Here is a 22371-nt window from a genome sequence, read left to right as displayed (position 1 = left end):
GGGGGCTAAGGGGCATCGCTGCTATGAGAAGGTTTTTCGAAAGTGCGTTCGGCGCAGACGTATTTGCGCGATAGCTTGGTTGATCGCCTAGGCCAAGCTTTCGCGAGATCGGGCGGAATGCCGTGATAAAAGGGTTTCGGGTTTCAGCCGTCCTGGCATTGTCGCCGAACGAGATGCCAACGGGACAATCTTCGCCAACTTTCAGTCAGGCTGCACGCGCCGGTCAATCCGGCGGGGTATAACCGTCGGGGAACTGCATCAGGCGGTCGCAGGCGCCGCGATTGCCGTAAAGGGTCTGGTACTGGTCGGCCTGCTGGCGGGCGCGCAGGCGCGCGGCTTCGATGTCGGCTTCGGTGGCGCCCGCCTGCAGCGCCTTGGCGAAGGTCGCGTCAGCGGCGTCGTTGAGGCGGCGGGTGGCGCGCAGGCCGCCATAGGACTGGCAGTCCGCGGCGCCGAGTTCGGCGCGGGCAGCCTGATCGAGCATGATCTCGTCCGGCGTTTCCGGCGCGGCCGTCTGGCAGCCGGCGAGCGCAAGCATCGCGGCGAGCGGAAAGGCAATACGGAATGGGACGGTCATCTGGCACCTCCTGAAATCGCCCGCCGGCGGGCAGGGCATTGCCGCGAATATCCGATACTCGCGGCGCGAGCGCAAGCGTCCCCGTAAAATGATTGTTCTATCCGCGCGATGCCGCCTTGAGGGCTGAAGCGCAATCCTCGCGACCGGCACCGCTTGCAAGAAGAAGCTGCAGCAGCAGTCGCGCCTTCAGACCGCCGAGCCTGCCGGCACCGATGAGGCCTTTCGAAAGCAGGTCGATCTCGCCGCCCTTGTAGCCGTATGTGTTGCTGAAAACCGGCCCGTTTCCGGTCCGGCTGGCAAGCACCACGGGCATGGTCGCGGCCAGCGCGCCGAGCGGCTCCGACAATCGTTCCGGCACGTGGCCCGCGCCCATCGCCTCAATGACGGCGCCCTTGTAGCCAAGGCCCGGCAATGCCTCCACCAGCCTGGTATCTTCGCCAAGCCCAGGTTTCAGCAGCGCGACCGGCGGGACGGGCGCCAAGGGAGGCGCGATGGCCGGCAGCGGTCGCGGCGAGGGCGGCGCGAAGAAGAAGGCGCGTCCCTCCATGATTTCGCCGGCGGGGCCGAGCGCGCCCGAAGTAAAGGCCGAGCAAAGCCCGGTATGGGCTTTTGTCACGGCGCGGGCGCTGTGAATGCAGTCATTCATCACCACCAGCGCGCCGCGCGAACGGGCTTCGTCGGAGGATGCGGCGATGACCGAGGCGAGGATATTGGCAGGACCATCGGCGCCGGCCGCTTCCGGCCCGCGCATCGCGCCGGTGACGATGATGGGGGCGGCCTCTCCCCACATGCAGTCGAGCGCGAACGCGCTCTCCTCGATCGAGTCCGTTCCCTGCACCACGACCACGCCGGAAGCGCCGCCTTCCACCGCACGCCTGGCAGTCCGCGCCACCTCGCCGAGTTGCTCGAGCGTGAGCGATGCGCTTGGTAACTTGAACGGTGAGAGCGGCTCCACATTTGCGATCTCGGCCAGACCGGGCACGGCGTCGATCAGCGCCTGCGCACTCAGCTTCGGCGTGATGCCGCCGCCGGCGTCGGCGGTCATGGTGATCGTGCCGCCGAGGACGATCAGCGTAACCTCGGCCTTGGTGTTCTGAGCTGTTTCGCTCATCGGTGTACCTTTCTTTTTGTGTCGTCGCCGCGTCCCGGCTGCATCAGATCCGCTGCATGGCCTCAATGAACTGCTTCGCCTTTTGCGCAATCGCTGCCACGTCCGCGCCGGGCTTATAGAGCGCGCCGCCGATGCCGAAACCGGATGCGCCGGCCTCGACATAGGCTTTCATATTGTCCGGCGTCACGCCGCCGACGGCGAAGACCGGGATGTCCTTCGGCAGGACGGCTTTCCAGGCCTTGATGGCAATCGGCGGTATGGCCTCGGCGGGAAAGGCCTTGATGCCGGTGGCGCCGGCCGCAATGGCGGCGAACGCTTCCGTCGGCGTGGCGACGCCCGGCAGGCTGATCAGGTCCCGCGCGGCGGTCGCTTCGATCACGGCCGGGTTGGCGTTGGGCGAGATGATGACGCGCGCGCCGGTGGCGGCCACATCGGCAACCTCAGCCGGCGTGAGCACCGTGCCCGCGCCGATCAGCGCGCGGTCGCCGAAACGAGCCTGAAGCCTCTCAATGCTCTTGAGCGGTTCGGGCGAGTTGAGCGGCACCTCGATGATGCGCCAGCCGGCTTCGATCAGCGCCTCGCCGATCGGCTCCGCTTCCTCCGGCCGGATGCCGCGCAGGATCGCGATAAGATTGCAGGCTTCAAGCGCTTCGTTGAAATTCATCATGTTCGTTCCTGTTCCGTGGAAGGCAGTTTGCCGGTGATGCGCTGGACGCCAAGCGTTGCGGCATCCTCCGGGCCGGGTTTGATCGCAAGATCGAAAAGCGGCGCGACGCGCCCGTAGCGCTCTGTCAGCGCCGAATTGCCGATGATACCGATCGCTTCGCCGGGACGCAGCCAGCCGGCGGCGCGCGCCTGCCGGAATTCCGAGGCGATCAGCAGGCCCGAGACATAATCCCCGACCTCTTCGGGCTGAAGCGTGCCGGCCAGAATGCCGCTGCGGGCGCTGAAGACTGCCGAAAGCAGGGCTTCGGCGGCGGGCTCGTCGCTTGCGGCAAATTCCGCCGCGCGATCGAAAGCCGACCAGATCGGCTCACTGCCGGGCACGGGCTCGGCGGCCCGGGCGATGAAGGAATGCCGGGTGAGAAGGGCATAGATTTCGCCGGTGGCATAGGTCTGGAAGGCGGCGAGGCGGCTGTTTTCGATGCGCGCCCATTTGCTGTGGGTGCCAGGGAGCACCAGCGTGCGGTCTTCCGCAAGTCCGTAGCCGACGATCTGCGTTTCCTCGCCGCGCATGACGTCGGGAAACGGCTTTGCCGCAGGGTCGCGCAGGCCCGGCAGGAAGGTCACGGTTGCGCCGTTTTGCAGCGTGATGCGTTTCGCGCCCGCTGCGAGTTCCGCAATTCCCGCCGGCGCATCCACATACGGCACCTCGACCCAGCCGCTGCGGCTGGTGATCATGCCGCAGGCGGTGACCGGGAAGGGGCCGTGCTCGTCAAACCACGCGCCGATCGCCGCCATCAGCGCCGCCTCGAACGCGCCGCCTTCCGCAAACTGGATGCCGCCATTGCGGCTTTCGCGTCTGTCCAGCACGCGGCCATCGGCCGCAACAAGGGTGGCGCGGAGCGAACTGGTGCCCCAGTCAACAATGGCGGAGACGGTTTGGGTCATGTGTCAGGTCTCGTTTCGGTAGCAGGCGATTTCGTGGTTCACGGTCATATCAGCTTTCTTTTGCGCGCCCGTGCTCAAGCCAAAAGTCTGGCGTTTATGTATGATCTTTTGTGTGATTTCTAATCGACCTGTTGGGTTTTGGCGGCGATCCGCGTTCTGCGCAGTGCATCGGTCATCTCGCTTCTCGCGACGCCGATGAGCTGCTCCATGGCGTGGCGCGCGGCATCCGGGCGGCGCATCCTGATGGCCTCAAGCACATCCTGATGGGCGAGGATTGCCTGCTCATGCGACTGGCTGGCGCGGTTCGTCAGGCGGAAGCTCGCCAGCAGAGCGGCGCGGATGGCGCTGGCGAACTGACGATAGACCCAGTTGCCGCTGGCATTGATGATCGCGGTGTGGAATTCGAGGTCGGCGCGGCTCCATTCCTCGTTGTCGCGTGAGTTGGCCTCGACCATATCCTCGAAGGCCTTGGCGATCTGGTAGAGCTGGCGCGCATTGGCGTTGGCTGCAGCCTGGGCGGCGGCGGCCGGCTCCAGCAGTTGCCGGGCGTCGATCAGCGAGGAATAAAAGGCATCGTCGGCCCCGACGGACAGCATGATGTCGAGCACCGTGGGGTCGAGATAGTTCCAGTTTTCGCGCGGCAGCACGATGGTCCCGGCGCGGGTGCGCGACCGCACCATGCCGAGCGCGGAGAGATATTGCATCGCCTCGCGCAGGCTGGTGCGGCTGACTCCGAATCTCTCAGTCAGTTCTGCTTCATTGGGCAGTGTGGCGCTCTCGGGAAACGTGCCGTTGACGATCAGCTCGACGAGCGAATGGAGGAGGGCTTCCCTTACGCTGCGCTTGCCCCGCTGGGCAATAGGAGCGCCGTGTTCCGTCAATATCTGAGTCATTGCTTCACTTTTCACTGTATCCCCTCGCGCATGGCGCTTTTCGCACCGGGCGCTTCGTTGCCGGTAATATGATCGATATAGCTTCCTCATTCAAATTGAAAAATAAATCATATTTATAATTGACATTGGTCCGACGTATTATAAATATCGTGCCGCCGGGATGGCGTGACCTCCGGCAGGGAAAACGTCCACAGGGAGGAGCACAATGAAGCTCATCATCAAGGCGGCCTTGTTGGCCGCCGCCGCATTGTCGAGTGCGACAGCCGCATCCGCGCAGGAAGACCTCAAGGTCGGCGCAATCTACATGGATGCGCAGGGCTTTTATGCCGGTGTCCGCAAGGGCATCCAGGACGGCGCTGAAGAGGCCGGCCGCAACCTCGTCATCGTCGAAACCAACGCCCAGGGCGATGTCAGCAAGGAATCCTCCTTCATCGACTCGCTGATCTCGGCCGACGTCCAGGCGATCATCGTGTCGCCGGTGTCCGCCGACGGCTCCTACCGCGCGATCCGCCGCGCCCATGATGCCGGCATTCCGGTTGTCTGCTACAATACCTGCCTCAACGAAGAGGACATGAAGGAATACATCTCCGCCTATGCCGTCGGAGACCCCTATGATTTCGGCCACAAGCTCGGCGATGCCGCCGCCGACTACTTCATCGCGGAAGGCAATGACACGCCGAAGATCGCGGTCTTGAACTGCGAATTCGTCGAAGTCTGCGTCACCCGCAGAGAGGGCTTCGAGGAAGCGTTGATGGCCAAGGTGCCGAACGCCGAGATTGTCGCCAATCAGGAAGGCGCGATCCTCGACAAGGCCGTTTCGGTTGCCAGCACCATGCTGACCTCCAACCCTGAAATCGACGCCTTCTTCGGCGAAGCCGGCGGCGCGACGCTGGGTGCCGCCCGCGCCGTGCGTTCGCAGGGCAGGGAAGGCGAGGTTGTCGTCTTCGGCGGCGACATGACCACCGAAATTGCCCAGGAGCTTGCGGACTTCACGGTCATCAAGGGCGTCGTCGATATCTCCGGCCAGGGCCTTGGCAAGCTGGCGCTGGCGCAGGCGATCAAGTCGATCGATGGCACGCCGCCGGAAGGCATCGAAGTCCCCTATGAAATCGATCTCTACAAGTCGTCGGAAGATGGCAAGGGATGGCTCGAGGCTCACGCCGACGGTATTCCGTGATCGGCAGTTGGCGCTGCTGCGCTGCCGAGGCAGCGCGCTGAAGGCAAACACCGATGCCGCCGCAACCCGGCGGCATCGCTATCAACGGGAAGAGCAATGACGTCTGCATCTCAGATCAAAAGGCCGGAAGCACCAGCGCTCGTCTCCATGACGGGGTGCACCCGGCGTTACCCCGGCGTGCTGGCGCTCGACAATGCCGATTTCGAGGTCGCTCCTGGCGAGGTGCGTGCGCTTCTCGGCAAGAACGGCGCGGGCAAATCGACCCTCATCCGCATGCTGACCGGCGCCGAAGTGCCCGACAGCGGAACCGTCCTCATCGACGGCGATGAGCTGACCCATGTGGGCTCCGCCCGCGCGCAGCAGGCGTTTTCGCATGGCGTCCGGGTGGTCTATCAGGAGCTCAGCCTCGTTCCGGGCATGTCGCTGGCCGAGAACCTGTTTCTCGGACGGTGGCCGCGCAAGGGCGGCGTCATCAGCCATCGCGCCATGATCGCCGAGGCGACCGAGGCCATGCACCGTCTCGGTCTCGACCTTTCGCCCGATACGCTCGTCTCAACGCTCAGCCCCGCCGAACGCCAGCTTCTGGAGATCGCACGGGCGCTGCTCGGCAATCCCAAGCTGGTGATCCTCGACGAGCCGACAAGCTCGCTGGCGGCAGCCGAAGCCGAAAAGGTGATGGCGGCGGTAACGCGCGTCGCCGCTGAAGGCATCTCGGTCATCTATGTCAGCCATCGCATGAACGAGATCCGCCAGATCGCCCATTCAGCAACGATCATGCGCGATGGGCGGATCATCGACACCGTCGATGTGCAGAATGCCGACACGCGCGAGATCGTCCGCCTGATGCTGGGTTCGGAAGGCGCTGAAGCCGCCGTGCTGGAAGATGCCAGCCAGCCCGAGACCGTGCTCGAGGTCAAGGATCTGGCCGTGGCGCCCAAGCTCTCCTCCGTATCGTTTTCGTTGAAGAAGGGCGAGGTTCTGGGAATTGCCGGCCTGCTCGGCTCCGGCCGTACCGAACTGCTTCAGGCGATCATGGGCGTGCGCCGCGGCGAGGCGGGCGAGATTTACGCAAACGGCAAGCCGGTGACATCGCTCGGCTACAAACAGATGATCAAGCTCGGCTTCGGCTATACGCCGGAGAGCCGCAAGGAAGAAGGCATCGTTCCCCTGCTCGGCGTCGACGAGAATACGCTTTCGACGCGCTTTGAGGGCGTGACCGTCAACGGCGTGCTTTCGGCCCGGCGGATGGCCGAGGCGACGCGCAGGATCATCGATCGGCTGCACATCAAGACCGCGCGCACCGACACGCCGATCGGCACGCTTTCGGGCGGCAACCAGCAGAAGGTCGTGATCGGCCGCTGGGTCTATGCCGGCAGCCGCATCCTTCTGCTCGACGAGCCCACGCGCGGCGTCGATATCGAGGCCAAGGCCCAGATCTATTCAATCATTCGCGAACTCGCCGCCGAAGGCCGCAGCATCGTTTTCGTCTCCAGCGAGATCGAGGAACTGCCGCTGGTGTGCGACCGGGTGCTCGTTCTCAGAGACGGCGCGCTCCGGGAAGAGTTCCGTTCCCCCAACATCGATCAGGACACCTTGATGGCGGCCTGCATTTCAGGACACTGACGGAGACGATGATGTCGCAGAATAACGCTGCCGATACGGCCGCCCCGAAGAAGAAAAGCGGTTTCGGCGTTTCGAAGCATATCAACGAGCTCAGCCTGTTCCTGGCGATTGCCTTGCTCTACGTGATATTCGGCACCACCGCCTACGGCTTTCTGTCGTTCAACAATCAGGTGAATATCCTTCGTGATGCGGCGACGATCGGTATCGCGGCCTGGGCGATGACATTCATCATCATTTCCGGCGAAATCGACGTCAGCGTCGGCCCGATGGTCGCGTTCATTTCCGTGGCGCTCGCCTATCTGCTGCAATGGGGCTTCCCCACGCCGATCGCCTTCCTGCTGGCGGTGGCGCTCGGCGCCGGGCTCGGCGGCATTTCCGGCGTCCTGCGCGCCTATTTCGACGTGCCGTCCTTCGTGGCGACGCTCGGCATGTGGAGCGCGTTGCGCGGGCTGGCGCTGTTCTTCACCGATGCCTTGCCGGTTTCGATCGGCCGCAACGACGTGCTGGACGCGCTCGACCGTTCGGTGCTCGGCATTCCGCCGGCTGCGATCATCATGCTCGTGCTCTTCGCGGTGTTCGCCTTCGTCAGCCGCAAGACGGCGTTCGGTCGGTCGGTGTTTGCGATCGGCGGCAATGCCCATGCGGCCTATCTCAGCGGCATCAATGTTGCGCGCATCCGGGTCGCGATCTTCGCGATTGGCGGCGCCATGGCTGCGATCTCGGGCATCCTTCTGGTCTCGCGTCTCGGCTCGGGCAATGCGACGGCGGCAAGCGGGCTGGAATTCGATGTGATCGCGGCCGTGGTCGTCGGCGGCACGGCGCTTTCCGGTGGTCGCGGCTCCATGCTGGGCACGCTGCTCGGCGTGCTGGTGATAACGCTGATCGGCAACGGGCTCGTCCTACTGGGCATCAACCCGTTCTTCCAGCAGGTTGTCCGGGGCCTCATCATCGTCATCGCCGTGCTCGCCAACATGCAGGCGATCAAGCGCAGCCTGGCCCGCAACAAGGGGTAAGGGGCATGGCGGTCGTTGATATCAGGTCCGGCGACTTTTCGCTTCGAGCATCGACCGCTGGCGGGTTGATCCTCGGCTTCTGGCGGGATGGTGCGAATGGCCCCCTGCCGCTCCTGCGCGAAGCGCCGGATGGGGCGGACGCGCTGTCGTCCTCCTGCTATCCGCTGGTGCCCTTCGGCAACCGGGTGCGGGATAACCGCTTTACATTCAATGGCCGGCACTACGCCCTGACCGCGAATACCGAGTGGGATCCGCATTACCTCCATGGCGAGGGCTGGCTCTCGCAATGGTCGCTCGAAGAACACGAGGCCGACCGGATGGCGATGCGTTTGAGGCATGCAGGCGGCGGTACGCCCTATGTCTACGAGGCCTGGCAGAGTTTTTCGCTCGACGACGGTGAATTGCAGATGACGCTGAGCGTCGAGAACCAGGGAAACGAGGCGATGCCTTTCGGTCTCGGATGGCATCCCTATTTCCCGATGACGCCGGAGACCACGCTTGAGGCGCCGGCCCGGAAATTCTGGACCGAGGTTGAGGGCTGGCTGCCCGGCGAGGCCACGGATATTCCCGCCGACCTTGATTTCAGCAAACCGTCGCCCCTGCCGCACCGCTGGGTCAATAACGGCTTCGAGGACTGGTCCGGCGAAGCGGTGATCACCTGGCCGGAACGCGCGACGCGGCTTTCGTTGCGGGCGGAGCCGCTGTTCAGGCACGCTTTCCTGTTTGTCTCGGATACCGCCTTCGATCCGGATTTCGAGCGGGACTATTTCTGTTTCGAGCCGATGTCGCATCTGGCGGACGGTCACAACATTCCCGATCTCGGCGGGCTTCGCATTCTTCAGCCCGGCGAGAAACTCTCGGGCAGCATCTGGCTTGGAGCGCAGGACCTATGAGCACGGTAAGCGGCGGTCGGTACGACTTCATCATCGTTGGCGGCGGCAGTTCGGCCTGCGTGGTCGCGGCCGGCCTCGTGAAGAGCGGCGCGAGCGTGCTCGTGCTGGAACGCGGTCCGGCGAAAGCCAATCCGATCATGCATTTTCCCGCCGGCTATATGAAGTTTCTGGCGAAGGATACCTATCTTTCGATGCACAGCACCGCGCCGCAGCCCCAGCTTGACGGGCGCGGGCCGATTGTCCCGCAGGGCAAGGTGCTGGGCGGCGGCAGCACGGTCAACGCCATGGTCTACATGCGCGGCCAGGCGGCCGACTTCGATCTGTGGAACGAACTGGTGGCGGACGGCGAAGGCGATGATGCCTGGAGCTATCGCGATCTTCTGCCCTATTTCAAGGCGCAGGAGGACAATGACCATCTCGCTGGCAAGTATCATGGCGTGGGCGGTCCGCTGAAGGTCTCCCATCTCGGCCACACCAGCCCGATGACCCGCACCTATGTCAAAACCCTGCAGGGCATGGGCATTCCCTATAACCCGGATTTCAACGGCGAAAGCCAGTTCGGCGTCGGCTTCATGCAGCACACCATCGATTGGCGGACGCGCCGGCGTTGCAGCGCCGTGGACGCGTTTCTGGCCCCCGTCATGGACGACCCGCTGCTGACGATCGTGACCGGGGCAACCGTGACCGCCATCCGCATGGAAGGGGACCGCGCCGTCGGCGTCGATTACGTGGAGCGCGGCGACCGGAAATCCGCCTTTGCGGACAGCGAAGTGATCCTGGCGGCCGGCGCATACCAGACGCCCAAGCTTCTGATGCTGTCCGGGATCGGACCGGAGGACGAGCTTGCCCACCATGGCATCGGGGTCAAGGTCGCTTTGCCCGGCGTCGGGCGCAATCTGCAGGATCACTATGAATGCCCGGTGGTCGCCACCACCAAGGGGTCGTTCGGCTATTACGGGCAGGATCGCGGCTGGCCGATGATCAAGGCAGGCCTGCAATATCTTTTGTTCAAGTCCGGCCCGGCCTCCACCACGGGCGTCGAAACCTGCGCCTTCCACGATCCGGAAGGCAAGAGCGACCGCCCGACGATCCAGATGTTCTGTGTGCCGACCGTCTATCTCGACCGCGATGTCATGGGCACGGAACCGGGCGATGGCGTGACCATCAATTCGCTGCTCCTGCGTCCGAAATCGCGCGGCTCGGTGACGCTTTCCTCCAGCGACCCGTTCGCCGATCCGGTGGTCGACACGCAGATTTTCAGCCATCCGGATGACCTGAGGGTCACGATGGCCGGTTTCCGCTACGCCCGCACCGTGCTCGCCGCCTCGCCGATGCGCGAACTGATCGACAGGGAAATCTTCCCCGGCGCCGAAGTGACCAGCGACGAGGCGATCGCGGCGCATTGCAAACGCACCGTCAAAACCGGCTATCACCCGGTCGGCACCTGCAGGATGGGGCATGACGGCGATCCGGAAGCCGTGCTCGATAGCCGCCTCAGGGTAAGGGGCGTGCGGGGGCTTCGGGTCATCGACGCCTCGCTGATGCCGACCATCGTCAGCGGCAACACCAATGCCGCCGTTCTTGCCGCCGCCGCCAAGGCGACCGACCTCATACTTCCCTGATCGGAACAAGTCATGAAGATCACCAAGCTCACCACCTATCTGGCCCCGCCGCGCTGGCTGTTCCTGAAGATCGAGACCGATGAGGGCATTGTCGGCTGGGGCGAACCGGTTGTGGAAGGGCGCGCGCTCACCGTTCAGGCGGCGGTCAACGAGATGGCGGATTATCTCGTCGGCAAGGACCCTTTCCTGATCGAGGATCACTGGACCGTGCTTTATCGCGGCGGGTTCTACCGCGGCGGCGCGATCCACATGTCGGCGCTGGCCGGCATCGACCAGGCGCTGTGGGATATCAAGGGCAAGGCGCTCGGTCAGCCGGTCCATGCGCTCCTCGGCGGCCAGTTGAGGGACCGCATCAAGGTCTACTCCTGGATCGGCGGCGACCGTCCCTCCGATGTGGCGGCCAATGCAAAAGACGTGGTCGCGCGCGGCTTCAAGGCGATCAAGCTCAATGGCTGCGAGGAAATGCAGATCGTCGATACCAATGAGAAGGTGGAAAAGGCGGTCGAGACCATCGCGATCATCCGTGAGGCCGTCGGCCCGCATATCGGCATCGGCGTCGATTTTCACGGCCGGGTCCACAAGCCGATGGCCAAGGTGCTGGCAAAGGAGCTCGAACCCTACAAACTGATGTTCATCGAGGAGCCGGTGCTTTCGGAAAACAGGGAAGCCCTGAGGGAGATCGCCAACCATTCCTCCACGCCGATCGCGCTTGGCGAGCGGCTCTTTTCGCGCTGGGACTTCAAGCCGGTTTTCGAGGGCGGCTATGTCGATATCATCCAGCCGGATCTGTCCCATGCCGGCGGGATTACCGAATGCCGCAAGATCGCGGCCATGGCGGAGGCCTATGATGTGGCGCTTGCGCCGCATTGTCCGCTCGGGCCGATCGCGCTTGCCGCCTGCCTTCAGGTAGATGCCGTCTCCTACAATGCCTTCATTCAGGAACAGAGCCTGGGAATCCACTATAACGAGGCCAATGACATTCTCGATTATATCTCGAACAAGGACGTGTTCGAATATGCCGACGGCTTTGTCGGCATACCGCAGGGGCCGGGGCTCGGCATCGAGATCGACGAGGCCTATGTGATTGAGCGCGCCAGGGAAGGCCACAACTGGCGCAATCCGATCTGGCGTCATCCGGACGGCAGTTTCGCCGAGTGGTGAGGAGATTAAGATGACGGGACGGCTGTCAGGCAAGCGCATATTCGTCACCGGCGCGGCCCAGGGCATCGGCCTTGCGATCGCCTGGGCCTTCGTGAAGGAAGGCGCGGCGCTGTTCATGGTCGACCGGGACGGCGCGCTTCTGGAGCGCGAGGCGAGGGCGCTTCACGGGTCTGATGCGGCCATTGGCTGGGCTGCCGCCGATATAACGGATGCCGGGGCGATCGCCGTCGCCATGGAACAGGCGGCTGATGAAATCGGACCCGTCAATGCGCTCGTCAACAACGCCGGCGTCAATGTCTTTTCCGCACCGCTCGAGACGACCGACGAGGACTGGAACCGGTGTTTCGACATCAACCTCAAGGGCGCGTGGAACTGCTGCAAGGCGGCGCTTCCGGGCATGATCGAGGCCGGCGGCGGCGTGATCCTCAACATCGCGTCGACCCACGCCTTCACCATCATCCCGCATACCTTCCCTTATCCGCTGGCAAAACATGCGCTGCTCGGAATGACCAAGTCGCTGGGCCTGGAATATGCCGGCAACAACGTCCGCGTGAACGCACTCGCGCCGGGTTATGTAGCGACGCAGAAGGTCATCGACTACTGGAACAGTTTCCCCGATCCCGAGGCCGCGAAGGCCGAGACGCTGAAGCTCCATCCCGGCGGACGGATCGCCACGCCAGAGGAAATCGCGATGGCGGCCGTGTTCATGATCTCCGACGAATGCCCGTTCATGAACGCGACCTGCCTGACCGTGGATGGCGGTCTCAGCGTCCAGCAGCATCCCGCCTGAGCCAGACCGTTCAGCAGAGGCTTTAGCAGGGGATGCTTATGACGGCGCGCAGGCCGCCGAGGGGGCTGTCGCCGAGGGTGACATTGCCGCCGTGCGAGCGGGCGATGTCGCGGGCGATGGCGAGGCCGAGGCCAGTGCCGGAGGAATCGAGGTTGCGGGCGTTGTCGAGCCTCAGGAACGGCTTGAACACTTCCTCGCGCATCTCCGGCGCAATGCCCGGCCCGTCATCATCGAAGGTCACTGTCAGCCATTTCTCGCCGTGCTCGGCTGTGATTTCCAGACTGTCGGCGTGGCGCTTGGCATTGGAGGCGAGGTTGGCGATCAGGCGGGCGAAGGCATTGGGCCTGACCGTCACCTCGTCCGGACCGATCACCACGTAGTGCAGCGATTTTCCGGAAAGCTCGAAATCCTCCTGCTGGCGGCGGAACAGCGCCGAAAGGCTGGCCGTGCCGGTGGTTTCCTCGGCATCGCCGCGGGCGAAGTCGATATAGCCCTGCAGCATCTTCTGCATTTCCTCGATATCCTCGTTGAGGGCCTCCACCTCCGGGCTCTCGCCGATCAGGGCAAGCTGCAGCTTGAAGCGGGTGAGGATGGTGCGCAGATCGTGGCTGACGCCGTTCAGCATGGTGGTGCGCTGTTCGATCTGGCGCTCGATGCGCTCGCGCATCAGGATGAAGGCGAGGCCCGCGCGCCGGATTTCGATCGCCCCGCGCGGCGTGTAGGGCACCTCGGAGCGATGGCCCTTGCCGAAATCCTCCGCGGCCTGGGTCAGCTTCAGGATCGGCCGGATCTGGCCACGCAGGAACAAGGTCGCGATCCCGATCAGCACCAGCGAGGTGCCGACCATCCACAGAATGAAGATATGGGTGTTCGAGGCATAGGTCATCGAACGGCGCGCGAAGATGCGCAATATGCCGTCATCGAGCTTGATGCGGATTTCGACGAAGCGGGAATCGCCAAGCGTGTCGATCCAGAACGGTCGGCCGATCTTGGCCGAGATCAGCTCCGCCAGCACCTGGTCGAGCAGGCCGAAAAACGGCTTTGGCAGCGGCGGCGGGAGCTTCGCGCCCGGCTCGAAGGCGACCCTCAGACCCATGTCGCGCGACGCAATCGAGACGATCTCGCTTTCATATTCGTCGCCGGTCGCGTCGATCAGGTCGATGATCGCGGCAATGTCGCCGGTGACCGCATCGGCAAGGCGGCGGGTCACCATCTGCCAGTGGCGCTCCATGAACACCGTGGCGACCACCGCCTGCAGCAGCAGCATGGGGATGATGATGATCAGCAGCGAGCGGGCGAACAGGCCGCGCGGAAGCCGGTGATGGGTCCAGCGGGCGATAACCTTGTAGGCGCCGGCGATATGGCGCAGCCCCGGCAGCCGCTCGAGTTCGCGCGTGCGTCGCTTGAGGGCGTGCGCCGCTCTTTCACAGGCCGTTTGAACGCTTGCGGGCCAGAGTTTCAATGTCGGGTCCTAATCCCGGCTCAGGCGGTAGCCGATACCGCGCACGGTCTGAAGATAGAGCGGGTTCGCCGGGTCGTTCTCGATCTTGCGGCGCAGCCGGTTGATCTGCACGTCGATGGTGCGCTCGTTGATCTCGCTGGCGCTGCTGACAAGATCGTAGCGCGCGACGGTCTCGCCGGCCTTTTCGGCGAGCATCGTCATGATGTCCTGCTCGCGGTCGGTGAGCCGGATTGGCGTTGTCCCCTTCTTCAGCTCGCGCCGCGCAAGCGAGAAGGAATAGGGACCGAACACCACCTGTTCGATCGCCGGCGTCTTCGGCGCGTCGGCGCGGCGCAGGATATTGCTGATCCTAAGAAGCAGTTCGCGCGGTTCGAACGGCTTGACAAGATAGTCGTCGGCGCCGGCCTCCAGACCGGCGATGCGGGCATCCGCCTCCGCCTTCGCCGTCAGAAGCAGCACCGGAACCGGGCGAATTTCCCTGAGGTGCCGGGTCAGTGACACGCCATCCTCGCCCGGCATCATCACGTCGAGCACGAGAAGATCGAAGTCGAGCCCTTCCAGCTTGCGCCGCGCCTCGGCGGCATCGGCGGCCGTGGAAACCCGATAGCCGTTTTCGCCCAGATAGCGCTTGAGCAGCGTACGGATACGGGTGTCGTCATCGACAATCAGAAGGTGGGCCGCGTCATCGTCGACCGCTCTGGCTTCAATCATACTTTATCCCCTTTCCGCACCAGGGCTTCTGCGCCGGCCCGGGGATCATGATCGCACATTCGTGTCAGAAATTCGCCAACCGCCCGGCGTTCGTCCTCGCCCATCGCCGCAAACGCCCCGTCGATGCGCCGCAATTGCGGCGAAAGCAGTTCCGCGCGCAGCCGCTCGCCTTCCGGCGTCAGAAACAGCCGGCGCTGACGCCGGTCTTCCGGACCCGCCGTCTGGCGGATATAGCCGCTGTCGATCAGCTGTTTCAGCACGCGTGCAAGGCTCTGCTTGGTGATGCGCAGGATGTCGAGCAGGTCGGCAACGCTCATCCCCGGCCGGCTGCCCACGAAATGGATAACCCGGTGATGGGCGCGGCCGAAGCCGATCTCGCCGAGGATCGCGTCCGGATCGGCGGTGAAGTCGCGATAGGCGAAAAACAGAAGTTCGACCACCGCCAGGTCCGAAACCTCGCTCTCGGGCGCCTGTTCGGGCATGATCGCCTGATGTTTCACTCCCAAAGCCTGCTTCCTTTCGCCCGCCGGGCTTTTGTAATCAAATCCAGTCTGACATAGATATCGTATCAGGTTTAAAACGGACGCGGGCGAAATGGAAGTCGTAGAGGCTCTCCGTCCGCAAGGGAGATATCAGTTCATGGCGCAGCTTCAGGCCGGGATCATACCCGTCACTCCTCTCCAGCAGAACTGCACCGTGCTGTTCGATCCCGCGTTGGGCGAGGGCGTCGTGGTTGATCCCGGCGGGGATGCCGATGTCATCATCCAGACCGTTGAGGAGAATGGCATAACGCTGAAGGCGATCTGGCTCACCCACGGTCATCTCGATCACGCCGGCGGTGCGATGGAGCTGAAGGAGCGCCTGGGGCTGGAAATCATCGGTCCGCATGAGGACGACCGGTTCATTCTGGAAAACATCGAGGCAAGCGCCGAGCGCTTCGGCATGACGGGCATGGTGCGCAACTGCTTCCCCGATCGTTTCCTGAGCGAAGGCGAAACGGTGGGTTTCGGCGAGCATGTGTTCGAGGTCTATCACACGCCCGGCCATGCGCCTGGCCATGTGATCTTCTTCAACCGCGCCCAGAATTTCGCTCATGTCGGCGACGTGCTGTTTCACGGCTCGGTCGGGCGCAGTGATCTGCCGGGCGGCGATCACGATACGCTGCTCGCCTCGATCCGCGACAAGCTGTTTCCGCTGGGCGACGATGTCGGTTTCATCTGCGGCCATGGGCCGGGCGGCCGCATCGGCGAAGAGCGCCGCAACAACCCGTTTCTGAAGGGGCTCTGAGCGGCCTCAATCCCGCGAAAACGGGATGGTCTTCTGCTCCGCGCGGCCAAGCGCCTTCAGCAGGGCGATCCGCGTCTTGCGCCGGCGGCGGTTCAGCTTGTTTGCAAGGCCGGCCAGCGCGCGCCTGACCGGGCCCTTGCCCTCATGCGTCAGGGGAGGGCTTGCATGGCGATCGTAGATCACCGAGGCGATGCCAAGTTGTTTGGTTCCGGGCCCTTCCAGATACTGGTCCTGCACGCAGATGGCCGGGTCGATTTGATAGGCACCGAGCCCGCCGAAGATCCTGTAATGGGCGCCGAAGATAACATCGTCCACCGGCAGCGGCAGCGGATCGCTGGCCGCGCACAGGCGCTCCATCGCCCGCCGGCTGACAATATAGCCCGCTGCGCCGTAGTGGCTGCTCAACAGCCTCTTCAGCCGGTGCGGTGTGTCCATCAGCGCGTCGCCGCTGCGCGAAACATCGGTTGGCATCGCAAGCGTTTCGAGCTTGATCAGGTCCGCGCCGTCCGGCAGCCATTCGGAGGCCGCTGAAAGGAGCTTGCCCGCATCCGGGGCGAGGTGGATATCGTCCTCGAAGATCGCCGCGTATTCGAGACCACGCGAGAGCGCCAGTTCCCAGACCTTCTTGTGGCTCAGATAGCAGGCGACTTCGCTCGGGGTCAGGTTGCGGGCATATTTGCTGACCGGGGGCACGAGGATGTTTCTGACGAAATCCTCGGAGAGCGTGGCGGCGTCGACCGCATCGATCCGCTCGAAGGCAAGGCCCTGGGCGTTGAAAACCGCGCGCATGTGCGACAGTCGGTCATGGCTTCTGGCGAGATTGATGAGGAAGATGTCCAAGTCGGTGCGAGCCTCCTTTTTGGGCGGCGTTCTCTCCGGTGGCAGCGTCCTGCCCGTTGGACGCGGGGGCTACCCCGCGATTAGAATCTGCTCGGCGCCGTCAGTGACGCCGGTTGCGAAGACGGCGCGGCCGTTTTCCATGCGCACCTCGCCGGCGGCAAGCCGCCTGAGTGCGGCGGGATAGAGCCTGTGCTCGACGGTCAGTATCCGCTTTGCCAGCGCATCGGCATCATCGCCCGGCATCACCGGAACCACCGCCTGGCCGATGATCGGCCCCTCGTCCATGCCCTCGGTCACGAAATGCACGGAGCAGCCGGCGACGCGCATGCCGGCGTCGAGCGCGCGCTGATGGGTGTCGAGGCCGGGAAACAGCGGTAGCAGCGAGGGGTGGATGTTGATGATCCGGGCCTCATAAGCGCGGATGAAATCGCCCGAGAGCAGCCGCATGAACCCGGCAAGGCAGATGAAATCGGGCGCGAGGCCGGCGAGCAAGCTTAACATCGCGGCCTCGTGGGCTTGCTTGCTGTCGTAGTCCTTGCGCGGCAGAGCGTGGGTCGCGATGCCCCGTGCCTTTGCCTTTTGAAGCCCGCTGGCATCCGGCTTGTCGGATATGACGGCGATGATTTCGGCCGGAAAATCGGGAGCGGCGCAGGCGTCCGCCAGCTTTTCCATGTTGGAGCCGCTGCCGGAGATGAAGACCACGACCCGCTTTCTTCCGCTCATAGCGCGATCATGCCCTTGTAGACCGTTCCTTCCATGTCGTCCTTGCGAGCGACGATGCGGCCAAGCCGGAAGGCGTTTTCGCCTTGTTCCGCAAGCGATGCGAGCACGGCTTCGAGCTGATCTTCGCGGCAGACGCCGATCATGCCGACGCCGCAATTGAAGGTGCGCATCATTTCGGCAGGGGCAACGCCGCCCGCGCGCGCGATCCAGGAGAATACGGCAGGCACGGTAATCGCCTCGAGATCGATCTCGGCGGAAAGCGTTTCCGGCAGGACGCGCGGAATGTTTTCCGGAAAGCCGCCGCCGGTGATGTGGGCGAGCGCCTTGATCGCGCCGGTTGCGCGGATCGCGGCCAGAAGCGGCTTCACATAGATGCGGGTCGGCTCCAGCAGCGCCTCGCCGAGGCTCTTGCCCGGCGCGAAGGGGGCAGGGGCCTGCCAGCCGAGGCCGTTCATCTCGGCCACGCGGCGCACGAGAGAAAACCCGTTGGAGTGAACTCCGGACGAGCTGAGGCCGAAGATCACGTCGCCTTCTTCGAGGCTTTCGGAAGGCAGCAGCGCGCCACGCTCGGCCGCCCCCACGGCGAAGCCTGCGAGGTCGTAGTCGCCCTTGGCATACATGCCCGGCATTTCGGCGGTCTCGCCGCCGATCAGCGCGCAGCCGGCCTGCCGGCAACCCTCGGCAATGCCTTCGACGATCACCGCGCCCTCATCGGGGTCGAGCGCGCCGGTGGCGAAATAATCGAGGAAGAACAGCGGCTCCGCGCCCTGGACCACGAGATCGTTGACGCACATGGCGACCAGATCGATGCCGACCGTGTCATGCTTGCCGGCCTCGATCGCGATCTTCAGCTTGGTGCCGACGCCGTCATTGGCGGCGACCAGAACCGGATCGGTAAAGCCCGCCGCCTTCAGGTCGAAAAGTCCGCCGAAACCGCCGATTTCGCCGTCCGCGCCGGGCCGCCGGGTCGATTTCACCGCAGGCTTGATTTTCTGGACCAGAAGATTGCCGGCATCGATATCGACGCCTGCGTCGGAATAGGTCAGGCCGTTTCTACGCGTCTCGCTCATGGGGCGGTCCCTCATGCAATAGTCAAAGCCGGGCATTGCATGGAGTCTTGCGCGATGCAAGTCTGTAGCGGGTCCGCCGCGCCGATATCGACAACTAAGGCATGTCGCGGTGGATATCGGGGAGGGGCGCAGGGCGAGCGCCTTGTCGCTTGACGCTGGCGGCGGTTTGCTGAACAAACGCTATGGGCCTTCATCGCTTTTGCGGGCCCTGATGCCAAATTGTTTGAGCGCGAAGCGGAGCGGGAGTTTTTCATGGCGGGTCGGATCAGTGCCGCGGGATTGCGCAGGCAGGTCTATTTCTGGCTGCTGTTTGCCGCCTTTGTCGCGCTTTTTCTCTATGTTTTCCGCAGCATATTGCTGCCTTTCGTCGCCGGCATGGCGCTGGCCTATTTCCTTGACCCGATTGCCGATCGGCTGGAGAAACTTGGCTTCAACAGGCTGTGGGCGACCACCACGATCATGCTGTCCTTCCTGGTGATCGTCATCGCCGTGCTGTTGCTGTTCATTCCGCTTCTGGTGTCGCAGGCCTATGATGTCGCCCAGCAGGTGCCGAAATACATGCACCAGCTTGAGCAGTATCTGGAGACGACCGAGTTTTCCCGCCTGATCGAATGGGGTAACGACCAGTTGGCGTCGCTCAGCGAAAATATCGGCAAGATGCTGTCGGGCGGCGCCTCGATCGCCGGTCAGGTGTTCGGCAGCATCTGGAACTCATCGATGGCGGTGGTCAACCTCGTGTCCTTCTTCGTGCTGGCCCCGGTGATCGCCTTCTATCTCCTGCTCGACTGGGACCGGATGGTGCAGAAGATCGACCAGTGGGTGCCGCGCGGCCAGGTGGACGATGTCCGCTATCTCGCCCATGAGATCAACGCGGTGATTTCCGGTTTCGTGCGCGGGCAGGGGTCGCTCTGCATCATCCTCGCGGTCTACTACGCCATCACGCTCAGCCTCGCGGGGCTCAATTTCGGCGCCCTGATCGGGATTTTCGCCGGTCTTGTCAGCTTCATTCCCTATCTTGGCTCGACCTCCGGCCTGATACTGTCCATGGGCGTGGCGCTGTTCCAGTTCTGGCCGGATTTCTGGATGATCGCGCTGATCTTCGGGATCTATCTGTTCGGCCAGTTTCTGGAAGGCAATGTGCTGCAGCCCAAGCTGGTCGGCTCCAGCGTCAGGCTGCATCCGGTCTGGCTGATGTTTGCCCTGTTCGCCTTCGGCGTGCTGTTCGGCTTCGTCGGCCTTTTGGTCGCGGTGCCGGTGTCGGCGGCCGTCGGCGTGCTGGTGCGCTTCGCGATCGACCGCTATCTCACCAGCGATCTCTACTGGGATGGCATCGAGCACCATGCCGAAGAGCCTTCGCCGGTCGTTGAAGAGGGGAAGTGAGCCTGACCGTGTTGCGTGAAAAAGCGATGCAGTTGCCGCTGGAGCTCGGTCACGACCCCGCGGCCGACCGCGATCACCTGTTGATCTCGCGGTCGATCATGCCGGCGATCGACCTGATCGACCGCTGGCCGCACTGGCACACGCCGGTTACCGTGCTCGTTGGCCCGCCGGGCTCGGGCAAGACCCATCTTGCGACGATCTGGAAGGGGCTCAGCCAGGCCCGCCCGGTGACGGCGGAATTGAGGGAAGGGCGGCCGGTTGGCGCCCGCCACGGCGCATTCCTGTTCGAGGATGCGGACCGCGAGGCCTTTGACGAGACCGGCCTGTTTCACCTGATCAACACCGTGCGCCAGCATGGCGGCAGCCTGTTGATCACCGCCCGTTCGCTGCCGCAGCTCTGGTCGATCACGCTGCCCGATCTGAAATCCCGGCTTGCCGCCGCCACCACGGTGGAGATCGGCGCGCCGGACGATGTGCTTTTGCAGCAGGTCATCTTCAAGCTGTTCGCCGACCGCCAGCTTGAGGTCGACGACCGTCTCGTCGCCTACATCGTCACCCGCATGGAGCGCTCGCTCGATGCCGCAAGCCAGATCGTGGATGCTATCGACAAGCTCGCGCTGTCACGCAACCGCCGCATCACGCGTGCGCTCGCCGCCGAGGTTCTGGCCGCGCGCGAAGCGTTCTGATTTCGTTTATTCGCCCTGATCAAAGAGCCGGAACTGGGTGAGATCGGCATCCTTCGGGGGCGTGAGGCCCAGATGTTTCCAGGCGGTCGCCGTCATCACCCGCCCGCGAGGAGTGCGTTGGATCAGACCCTGCTGGATCATGTAGGGCTCGATGATATCCTCGATCGCGTCGCGCGGCTCGGAAAGCCCCGCCGCGATGGTCTCGATCCCGACCGGTCCCCCGCCGAAATGCTGGCAGATCATGTTGAGATAGCGCCGGTCGAGCTGGTCGAGGCCCATATGGTCGACCTCAAGGCGCGTCAGCGCCTCGTCGGCGATCGCGCGGCTCACCTCGGTCGCGTCCGCCACTTCGGCGAAATCGCGCACCCGGCGCAGCAGCCGGCCGGCGATGCGCGGCGTTCCGCGCGCGCGCCTGGCGATCTCGCGCGCGCCGTCATCGCTCATGCCGAGCCCCATCAGCCGCGCGCCGCGGCGGATGATCAGCTCCAGCTCCTCGACGGTGTAGAAATTGAGCCGGACGGGAATGCCGAAACGGTCGCGCAGCGGCGTCGTCAACAGCCCGAGACGGGTGGTAGCGGCCACGAGCGTGAATTTCGAAAGGTCGATCTTCACCGAGCGCGCCGCCGGGCCCTCGCCGATGATCAGGTCGAGCTGGAAGTCCTCCATCGCCGGATAGAGGATTTCCTCGACCGCCGGGTTAAGCCGGTGGATTTCGTCGATGAATAGCACGTCGCGCTCTTCGAGATTGGTCAGCAGAGCCGCCAGATCACCGGCCTTGGCGATCACCGGGCCGGAGGTGGAGCGAAAGTTGACGCCGAGCTCCTTGGCCATGATCTGGGCAAGCGTGGTCTTGCCGAGCCCCGGCGGGCCGACGAACAGCACATGGTCCAGCGCCTCGCTCCGCCTTTTGGCGGCCTCGATGAACACCTTCAGATTGGCGCGCGCTTCCGCCTGGCCGGTGAAATCATCCAGCGTCTGCGGCCTCAGCGCCGCATCGAGGTCTTCCCCGCGCTTGTCCGGCGAAATCAGGCGGTCGGCTTCACTCATGTCAACAATTCCATTCCCGGTATGGCGGCGGCTACGGCGCGGTCGAGCGTCAGCGTGGCATGGCAGCCGGATTTTGCGTTTCGAAGCGCGATCAGGATATTGGGAAACTCGGCAGACGTGCGGTTCATCAGATCCAGCGCCTCTTCAACCTGCCATTCATCCTCGACCTCGATATCGCGCGCTTCCAGAAGATCTGCGATTGCGGCTGCAAGTTCGGCGCGTCCCACCCGCAGCCGCTTCCTCAGGAACCAGGAAAACTCCATCAGCGTGATCGCGTTGATATAGCCCGGTCCCCGCACCGGCAAGCTTTCCATCAGCCGGTCCACCCGCCGGCACTGTTCGGCGTCGTCCTGCAGCACCAGCCGAAGCAGAATATTGGTATCGAGGCCGATCATGATCGCTCGGCAACATGTTCGGCAACCGCCTCGCCAACGGCGTCCTTCATGTCCTCCAGCGACATAGGCTCCCTGTCGGCATCGTGGAAGCGACCCTTGAGGTCGCTCGCCTTCCTGTTCTTTGCCCGCACGATGATTTCGCCGTCACGGATAATGTAGCGGATACGGTCGCCCGGTTTCAGATTCAACATCTGGCGCACTTCAACGGGAATCGTGGTTTGTCCCTTGGAAGTCAGGGTGCCGTAGTAGACGCTCATTTCGGATCTCCTTACTGGAAGGAATTTGTAAGGAATATGCTA

General features: G+C 63.8%; 24 protein-coding genes. 10 read left to right on the top strand and 14 right to left on the bottom strand.

The window, feature by feature from the left end; genetic code table 11:
• Positions 1-223: 223 nt before the first annotated feature.
• From V6765_RS17445 to V6765_RS17425, 5 genes are all read right to left on the bottom strand, one after another.
• Positions 224-577: a hypothetical protein gene (locus V6765_RS17445; RefSeq protein WP_448431078.1), complete on the bottom strand. Its 354-nt coding sequence runs from the start codon at positions 575-577 to the stop codon at positions 224-226.
• A 97-nt stretch (positions 578-674) separates the two neighbouring features.
• Entirely contained in the window at positions 675-1688 is a 1014-nt protein-coding gene (locus V6765_RS17440) for an asparaginase (RefSeq protein WP_448431076.1), read from the bottom strand.
• A 43-nt stretch (positions 1689-1731) separates the two neighbouring features.
• Complete coding sequence (locus tag V6765_RS17435) at positions 1732-2352, bottom strand: 2-dehydro-3-deoxy-6-phosphogalactonate aldolase (RefSeq protein ID WP_448431517.1); 621 nt, start codon at positions 2350-2352, stop codon at positions 1732-1734.
• Entirely contained in the window at positions 2352-3299 is a 948-nt protein-coding gene (locus V6765_RS17430) for a 2-dehydro-3-deoxygalactonokinase (protein WP_448431074.1), read from the bottom strand. Before V6765_RS17430 ends, V6765_RS17435 begins: the two co-directional genes overlap by 1 nt.
• A gap of 119 nt (positions 3300-3418) precedes the next feature.
• Complete coding sequence (locus tag V6765_RS17425; RefSeq protein WP_448431072.1) at positions 3419-4192, bottom strand: FadR/GntR family transcriptional regulator; 774 nt, start codon at positions 4190-4192, stop codon at positions 3419-3421.
• A 205-nt stretch (positions 4193-4397) separates the two neighbouring features.
• Between V6765_RS17425 and V6765_RS17420 the strand changes: the two genes are divergently transcribed.
• The 7 genes from V6765_RS17420 (at position 4398) to V6765_RS17390 (ending at position 12471) form a co-directional block, all read left to right on the top strand.
• Entirely contained in the window at positions 4398-5369 is a 972-nt protein-coding gene (locus tag V6765_RS17420) for a substrate-binding domain-containing protein (RefSeq protein WP_448431070.1), read from the top strand.
• 96 nt (positions 5370-5465) lie between these two features.
• Positions 5466-6992 carry a sugar ABC transporter ATP-binding protein gene (locus V6765_RS17415; RefSeq protein ID WP_448431068.1) on the top strand — a complete coding sequence of 509 codons (1527 nt, stop codon included), beginning with the start codon at positions 5466-5468 and terminating at the stop codon, positions 6990-6992.
• 11 nt (positions 6993-7003) lie between these two features.
• Positions 7004-8005 carry an ABC transporter permease gene (locus V6765_RS17410; RefSeq protein ID WP_448431066.1) on the top strand — a complete coding sequence of 334 codons (1002 nt, stop codon included), beginning with the start codon at positions 7004-7006 and terminating at the stop codon, positions 8003-8005.
• A 5-nt stretch (positions 8006-8010) separates the two neighbouring features.
• Positions 8011-8898 carry an aldose 1-epimerase gene (locus V6765_RS17405; protein ID WP_448431064.1) on the top strand — a complete coding sequence of 296 codons (888 nt, stop codon included), beginning with the start codon at positions 8011-8013 and terminating at the stop codon, positions 8896-8898.
• Complete coding sequence (locus V6765_RS17400; protein WP_448431062.1) at positions 8895-10520, top strand: GMC family oxidoreductase; 1626 nt, start codon at positions 8895-8897, stop codon at positions 10518-10520. The genes V6765_RS17405 and V6765_RS17400 overlap by 4 nt, the downstream gene beginning before the upstream one ends.
• Positions 10521-10532: 12 nt before the next feature.
• On the top strand, positions 10533-11681 hold the full coding sequence (gene dgoD / locus V6765_RS17395) for a galactonate dehydratase (protein WP_448431060.1): 1149 nt from the start codon (positions 10533-10535) through the stop codon (positions 11679-11681).
• A 10-nt stretch (positions 11682-11691) separates the two neighbouring features.
• Positions 11692-12471, top strand: a complete 780-nt coding sequence (locus V6765_RS17390) for an SDR family oxidoreductase (protein WP_448431058.1) — start codon at positions 11692-11694, stop codon at positions 12469-12471.
• A 22-nt stretch (positions 12472-12493) separates the two neighbouring features.
• Here the strand turns inward: V6765_RS17390 and V6765_RS17385 are convergent, their stop codons facing one another.
• From V6765_RS17385 to V6765_RS17375, 3 genes are all read right to left on the bottom strand, one after another.
• Entirely contained in the window at positions 12494-13849 is a 1356-nt protein-coding gene (locus V6765_RS17385; RefSeq protein ID WP_448431515.1) for an ATP-binding protein, read from the bottom strand.
• A gap of 93 nt (positions 13850-13942) precedes the next feature.
• Positions 13943-14644, bottom strand: a complete 702-nt coding sequence (locus V6765_RS17380; RefSeq protein WP_448431056.1) for a response regulator — start codon at positions 14642-14644, stop codon at positions 13943-13945.
• Positions 14641-15126 carry a MarR family winged helix-turn-helix transcriptional regulator gene (locus V6765_RS17375; protein WP_448431513.1) on the bottom strand — a complete coding sequence of 162 codons (486 nt, stop codon included), beginning with the start codon at positions 15124-15126 and terminating at the stop codon, positions 14641-14643. The genes V6765_RS17380 and V6765_RS17375 overlap by 4 nt, the downstream gene beginning before the upstream one ends.
• A 157-nt stretch (positions 15127-15283) precedes the next feature.
• On the opposite strand from V6765_RS17375, the gene V6765_RS17370 reads away from it, so the two are divergent.
• The gene (locus tag V6765_RS17370) at positions 15284-15931 is read left to right on the top strand and encodes an MBL fold metallo-hydrolase (RefSeq protein WP_448431054.1); all 648 of its coding nucleotides are present in this window, start codon (positions 15284-15286) and stop codon (positions 15929-15931) included.
• 6 nt (positions 15932-15937) lie between these two features.
• Here V6765_RS17370 and V6765_RS17365 read toward each other — a convergent pair whose 3' ends face one another.
• From V6765_RS17365 to purM, 3 genes are all read right to left on the bottom strand, one after another.
• On the bottom strand, positions 15938-16771 hold the full coding sequence (locus V6765_RS17365) for a glycosyltransferase family 25 protein (RefSeq protein ID WP_448431052.1): 834 nt from the start codon (positions 16769-16771) through the stop codon (positions 15938-15940).
• Between the two features lie 69 nt (positions 16772-16840).
• Positions 16841-17494, bottom strand: a complete 654-nt coding sequence (purN, locus tag V6765_RS17360; protein WP_448431050.1) for a phosphoribosylglycinamide formyltransferase — start codon at positions 17492-17494, stop codon at positions 16841-16843.
• Positions 17491-18564: a phosphoribosylformylglycinamidine cyclo-ligase gene (gene purM, locus V6765_RS17355; protein ID WP_448431048.1), complete on the bottom strand. Its 1074-nt coding sequence runs from the start codon at positions 18562-18564 to the stop codon at positions 17491-17493. Before purM ends, purN begins: the two co-directional genes overlap by 4 nt.
• Before the next feature lie 252 nt (positions 18565-18816).
• Between purM and V6765_RS17350 the strand changes: the two genes are divergently transcribed.
• Positions 18817-19944, top strand: coding sequence for an AI-2E family transporter (locus V6765_RS17350; protein WP_448431046.1), 1128 nt, complete (start codon positions 18817-18819; stop codon positions 19942-19944).
• A 26-nt stretch (positions 19945-19970) separates the two neighbouring features.
• The gene (gene hdaA, locus V6765_RS17345) at positions 19971-20630 is read left to right on the top strand and encodes a DnaA regulatory inactivator HdaA (RefSeq protein WP_448431511.1); all 660 of its coding nucleotides are present in this window, start codon (positions 19971-19973) and stop codon (positions 20628-20630) included.
• Between the two features lie 6 nt (positions 20631-20636).
• Here hdaA and ruvB read toward each other — a convergent pair whose 3' ends face one another.
• Genes ruvB through V6765_RS17330 form a run of 3 tightly spaced genes read right to left on the bottom strand, consistent with a single transcriptional unit; the run spans position 20637 to position 22329 of the window.
• Positions 20637-21677, bottom strand: coding sequence for a Holliday junction branch migration DNA helicase RuvB (ruvB, locus tag V6765_RS17340; protein ID WP_448431044.1), 1041 nt, complete (start codon positions 21675-21677; stop codon positions 20637-20639).
• The gene (locus V6765_RS17335; protein ID WP_448431042.1) at positions 21674-22072 is read right to left on the bottom strand and encodes a PIN domain-containing protein; all 399 of its coding nucleotides are present in this window, start codon (positions 22070-22072) and stop codon (positions 21674-21676) included. Before V6765_RS17335 ends, ruvB begins: the two co-directional genes overlap by 4 nt.
• Positions 22069-22329: an AbrB/MazE/SpoVT family DNA-binding domain-containing protein gene (locus tag V6765_RS17330; protein ID WP_448431040.1), complete on the bottom strand. Its 261-nt coding sequence runs from the start codon at positions 22327-22329 to the stop codon at positions 22069-22071. Before V6765_RS17330 ends, V6765_RS17335 begins: the two co-directional genes overlap by 4 nt.
• Positions 22330-22371 lie beyond the last annotated feature (42 nt).

It is taken from the genome of Martelella sp. FOR1707, from assembly GCF_053484265.1.
This window is presented reverse-complemented; position numbering and strand designations above follow the sequence as displayed.

What these genes read in the sequence shown, in the direction of transcription:
- V6765_RS17445 (WP_448431078.1), bottom strand. Translation starts at nt 577, where the DNA reads ATGACCGTCCCATTCCGTATTGCCTTTCCGCTCGCCGCGATGCTTGCG.
- V6765_RS17440 (WP_448431076.1), bottom strand. Translation starts at nt 1,688, where the DNA reads ATGAGCGAAACAGCTCAGAACACCAAGGCCGAGGTTACGCTGATCGTC.
- V6765_RS17435 (WP_448431517.1), bottom strand. Translation starts at nt 2,352, where the DNA reads ATGAATTTCAACGAAGCGCTTGAAGCCTGCAATCTTATCGCGATCCTG.
- V6765_RS17430 (WP_448431074.1), bottom strand. Translation starts at nt 3,299, where the DNA reads ATGACCCAAACCGTCTCCGCCATTGTTGACTGGGGCACCAGTTCGCTC.
- V6765_RS17425 (WP_448431072.1), bottom strand. Translation starts at nt 4,192, where the DNA reads ATGACTCAGATATTGACGGAACACGGCGCTCCTATTGCCCAGCGGGGC.
- V6765_RS17420 (WP_448431070.1), top strand. Translation starts at nt 4,398, where the DNA reads ATGAAGCTCATCATCAAGGCGGCCTTGTTGGCCGCCGCCGCATTGTCG.
- V6765_RS17415 (WP_448431068.1), top strand. Translation starts at nt 5,466, where the DNA reads ATGACGTCTGCATCTCAGATCAAAAGGCCGGAAGCACCAGCGCTCGTC.
- V6765_RS17410 (WP_448431066.1), top strand. Translation starts at nt 7,004, where the DNA reads ATGTCGCAGAATAACGCTGCCGATACGGCCGCCCCGAAGAAGAAAAGC.
- V6765_RS17405 (WP_448431064.1), top strand. Translation starts at nt 8,011, where the DNA reads ATGGCGGTCGTTGATATCAGGTCCGGCGACTTTTCGCTTCGAGCATCG.
- V6765_RS17400 (WP_448431062.1), top strand. Translation starts at nt 8,895, where the DNA reads ATGAGCACGGTAAGCGGCGGTCGGTACGACTTCATCATCGTTGGCGGC.
- dgoD (WP_448431060.1), top strand. Translation starts at nt 10,533, where the DNA reads ATGAAGATCACCAAGCTCACCACCTATCTGGCCCCGCCGCGCTGGCTG.
- V6765_RS17390 (WP_448431058.1), top strand. Translation starts at nt 11,692, where the DNA reads ATGACGGGACGGCTGTCAGGCAAGCGCATATTCGTCACCGGCGCGGCC.
- V6765_RS17380 (WP_448431056.1), bottom strand. Translation starts at nt 14,644, where the DNA reads ATGATTGAAGCCAGAGCGGTCGACGATGACGCGGCCCACCTTCTGATT.
- V6765_RS17375 (WP_448431513.1), bottom strand. Translation starts at nt 15,126, where the DNA reads ATGCCCGAACAGGCGCCCGAGAGCGAGGTTTCGGACCTGGCGGTGGTC.
- V6765_RS17370 (WP_448431054.1), top strand. Translation starts at nt 15,284, where the DNA reads ATGGCGCAGCTTCAGGCCGGGATCATACCCGTCACTCCTCTCCAGCAG.
- purN (WP_448431050.1), bottom strand. Translation starts at nt 17,494, where the DNA reads ATGAGCGGAAGAAAGCGGGTCGTGGTCTTCATCTCCGGCAGCGGCTCC.
- purM (WP_448431048.1), bottom strand. Translation starts at nt 18,564, where the DNA reads ATGAGCGAGACGCGTAGAAACGGCCTGACCTATTCCGACGCAGGCGTC.
- V6765_RS17350 (WP_448431046.1), top strand. Translation starts at nt 18,817, where the DNA reads ATGGCGGGTCGGATCAGTGCCGCGGGATTGCGCAGGCAGGTCTATTTC.
- hdaA (WP_448431511.1), top strand. Translation starts at nt 19,971, where the DNA reads ATGCAGTTGCCGCTGGAGCTCGGTCACGACCCCGCGGCCGACCGCGAT.
- ruvB (WP_448431044.1), bottom strand. Translation starts at nt 21,677, where the DNA reads ATGAGTGAAGCCGACCGCCTGATTTCGCCGGACAAGCGCGGGGAAGAC.
- V6765_RS17335 (WP_448431042.1), bottom strand. Translation starts at nt 22,072, where the DNA reads ATGATCGGCCTCGATACCAATATTCTGCTTCGGCTGGTGCTGCAGGAC.
- V6765_RS17330 (WP_448431040.1), bottom strand. Translation starts at nt 22,329, where the DNA reads ATGAGCGTCTACTACGGCACCCTGACTTCCAAGGGACAAACCACGATT.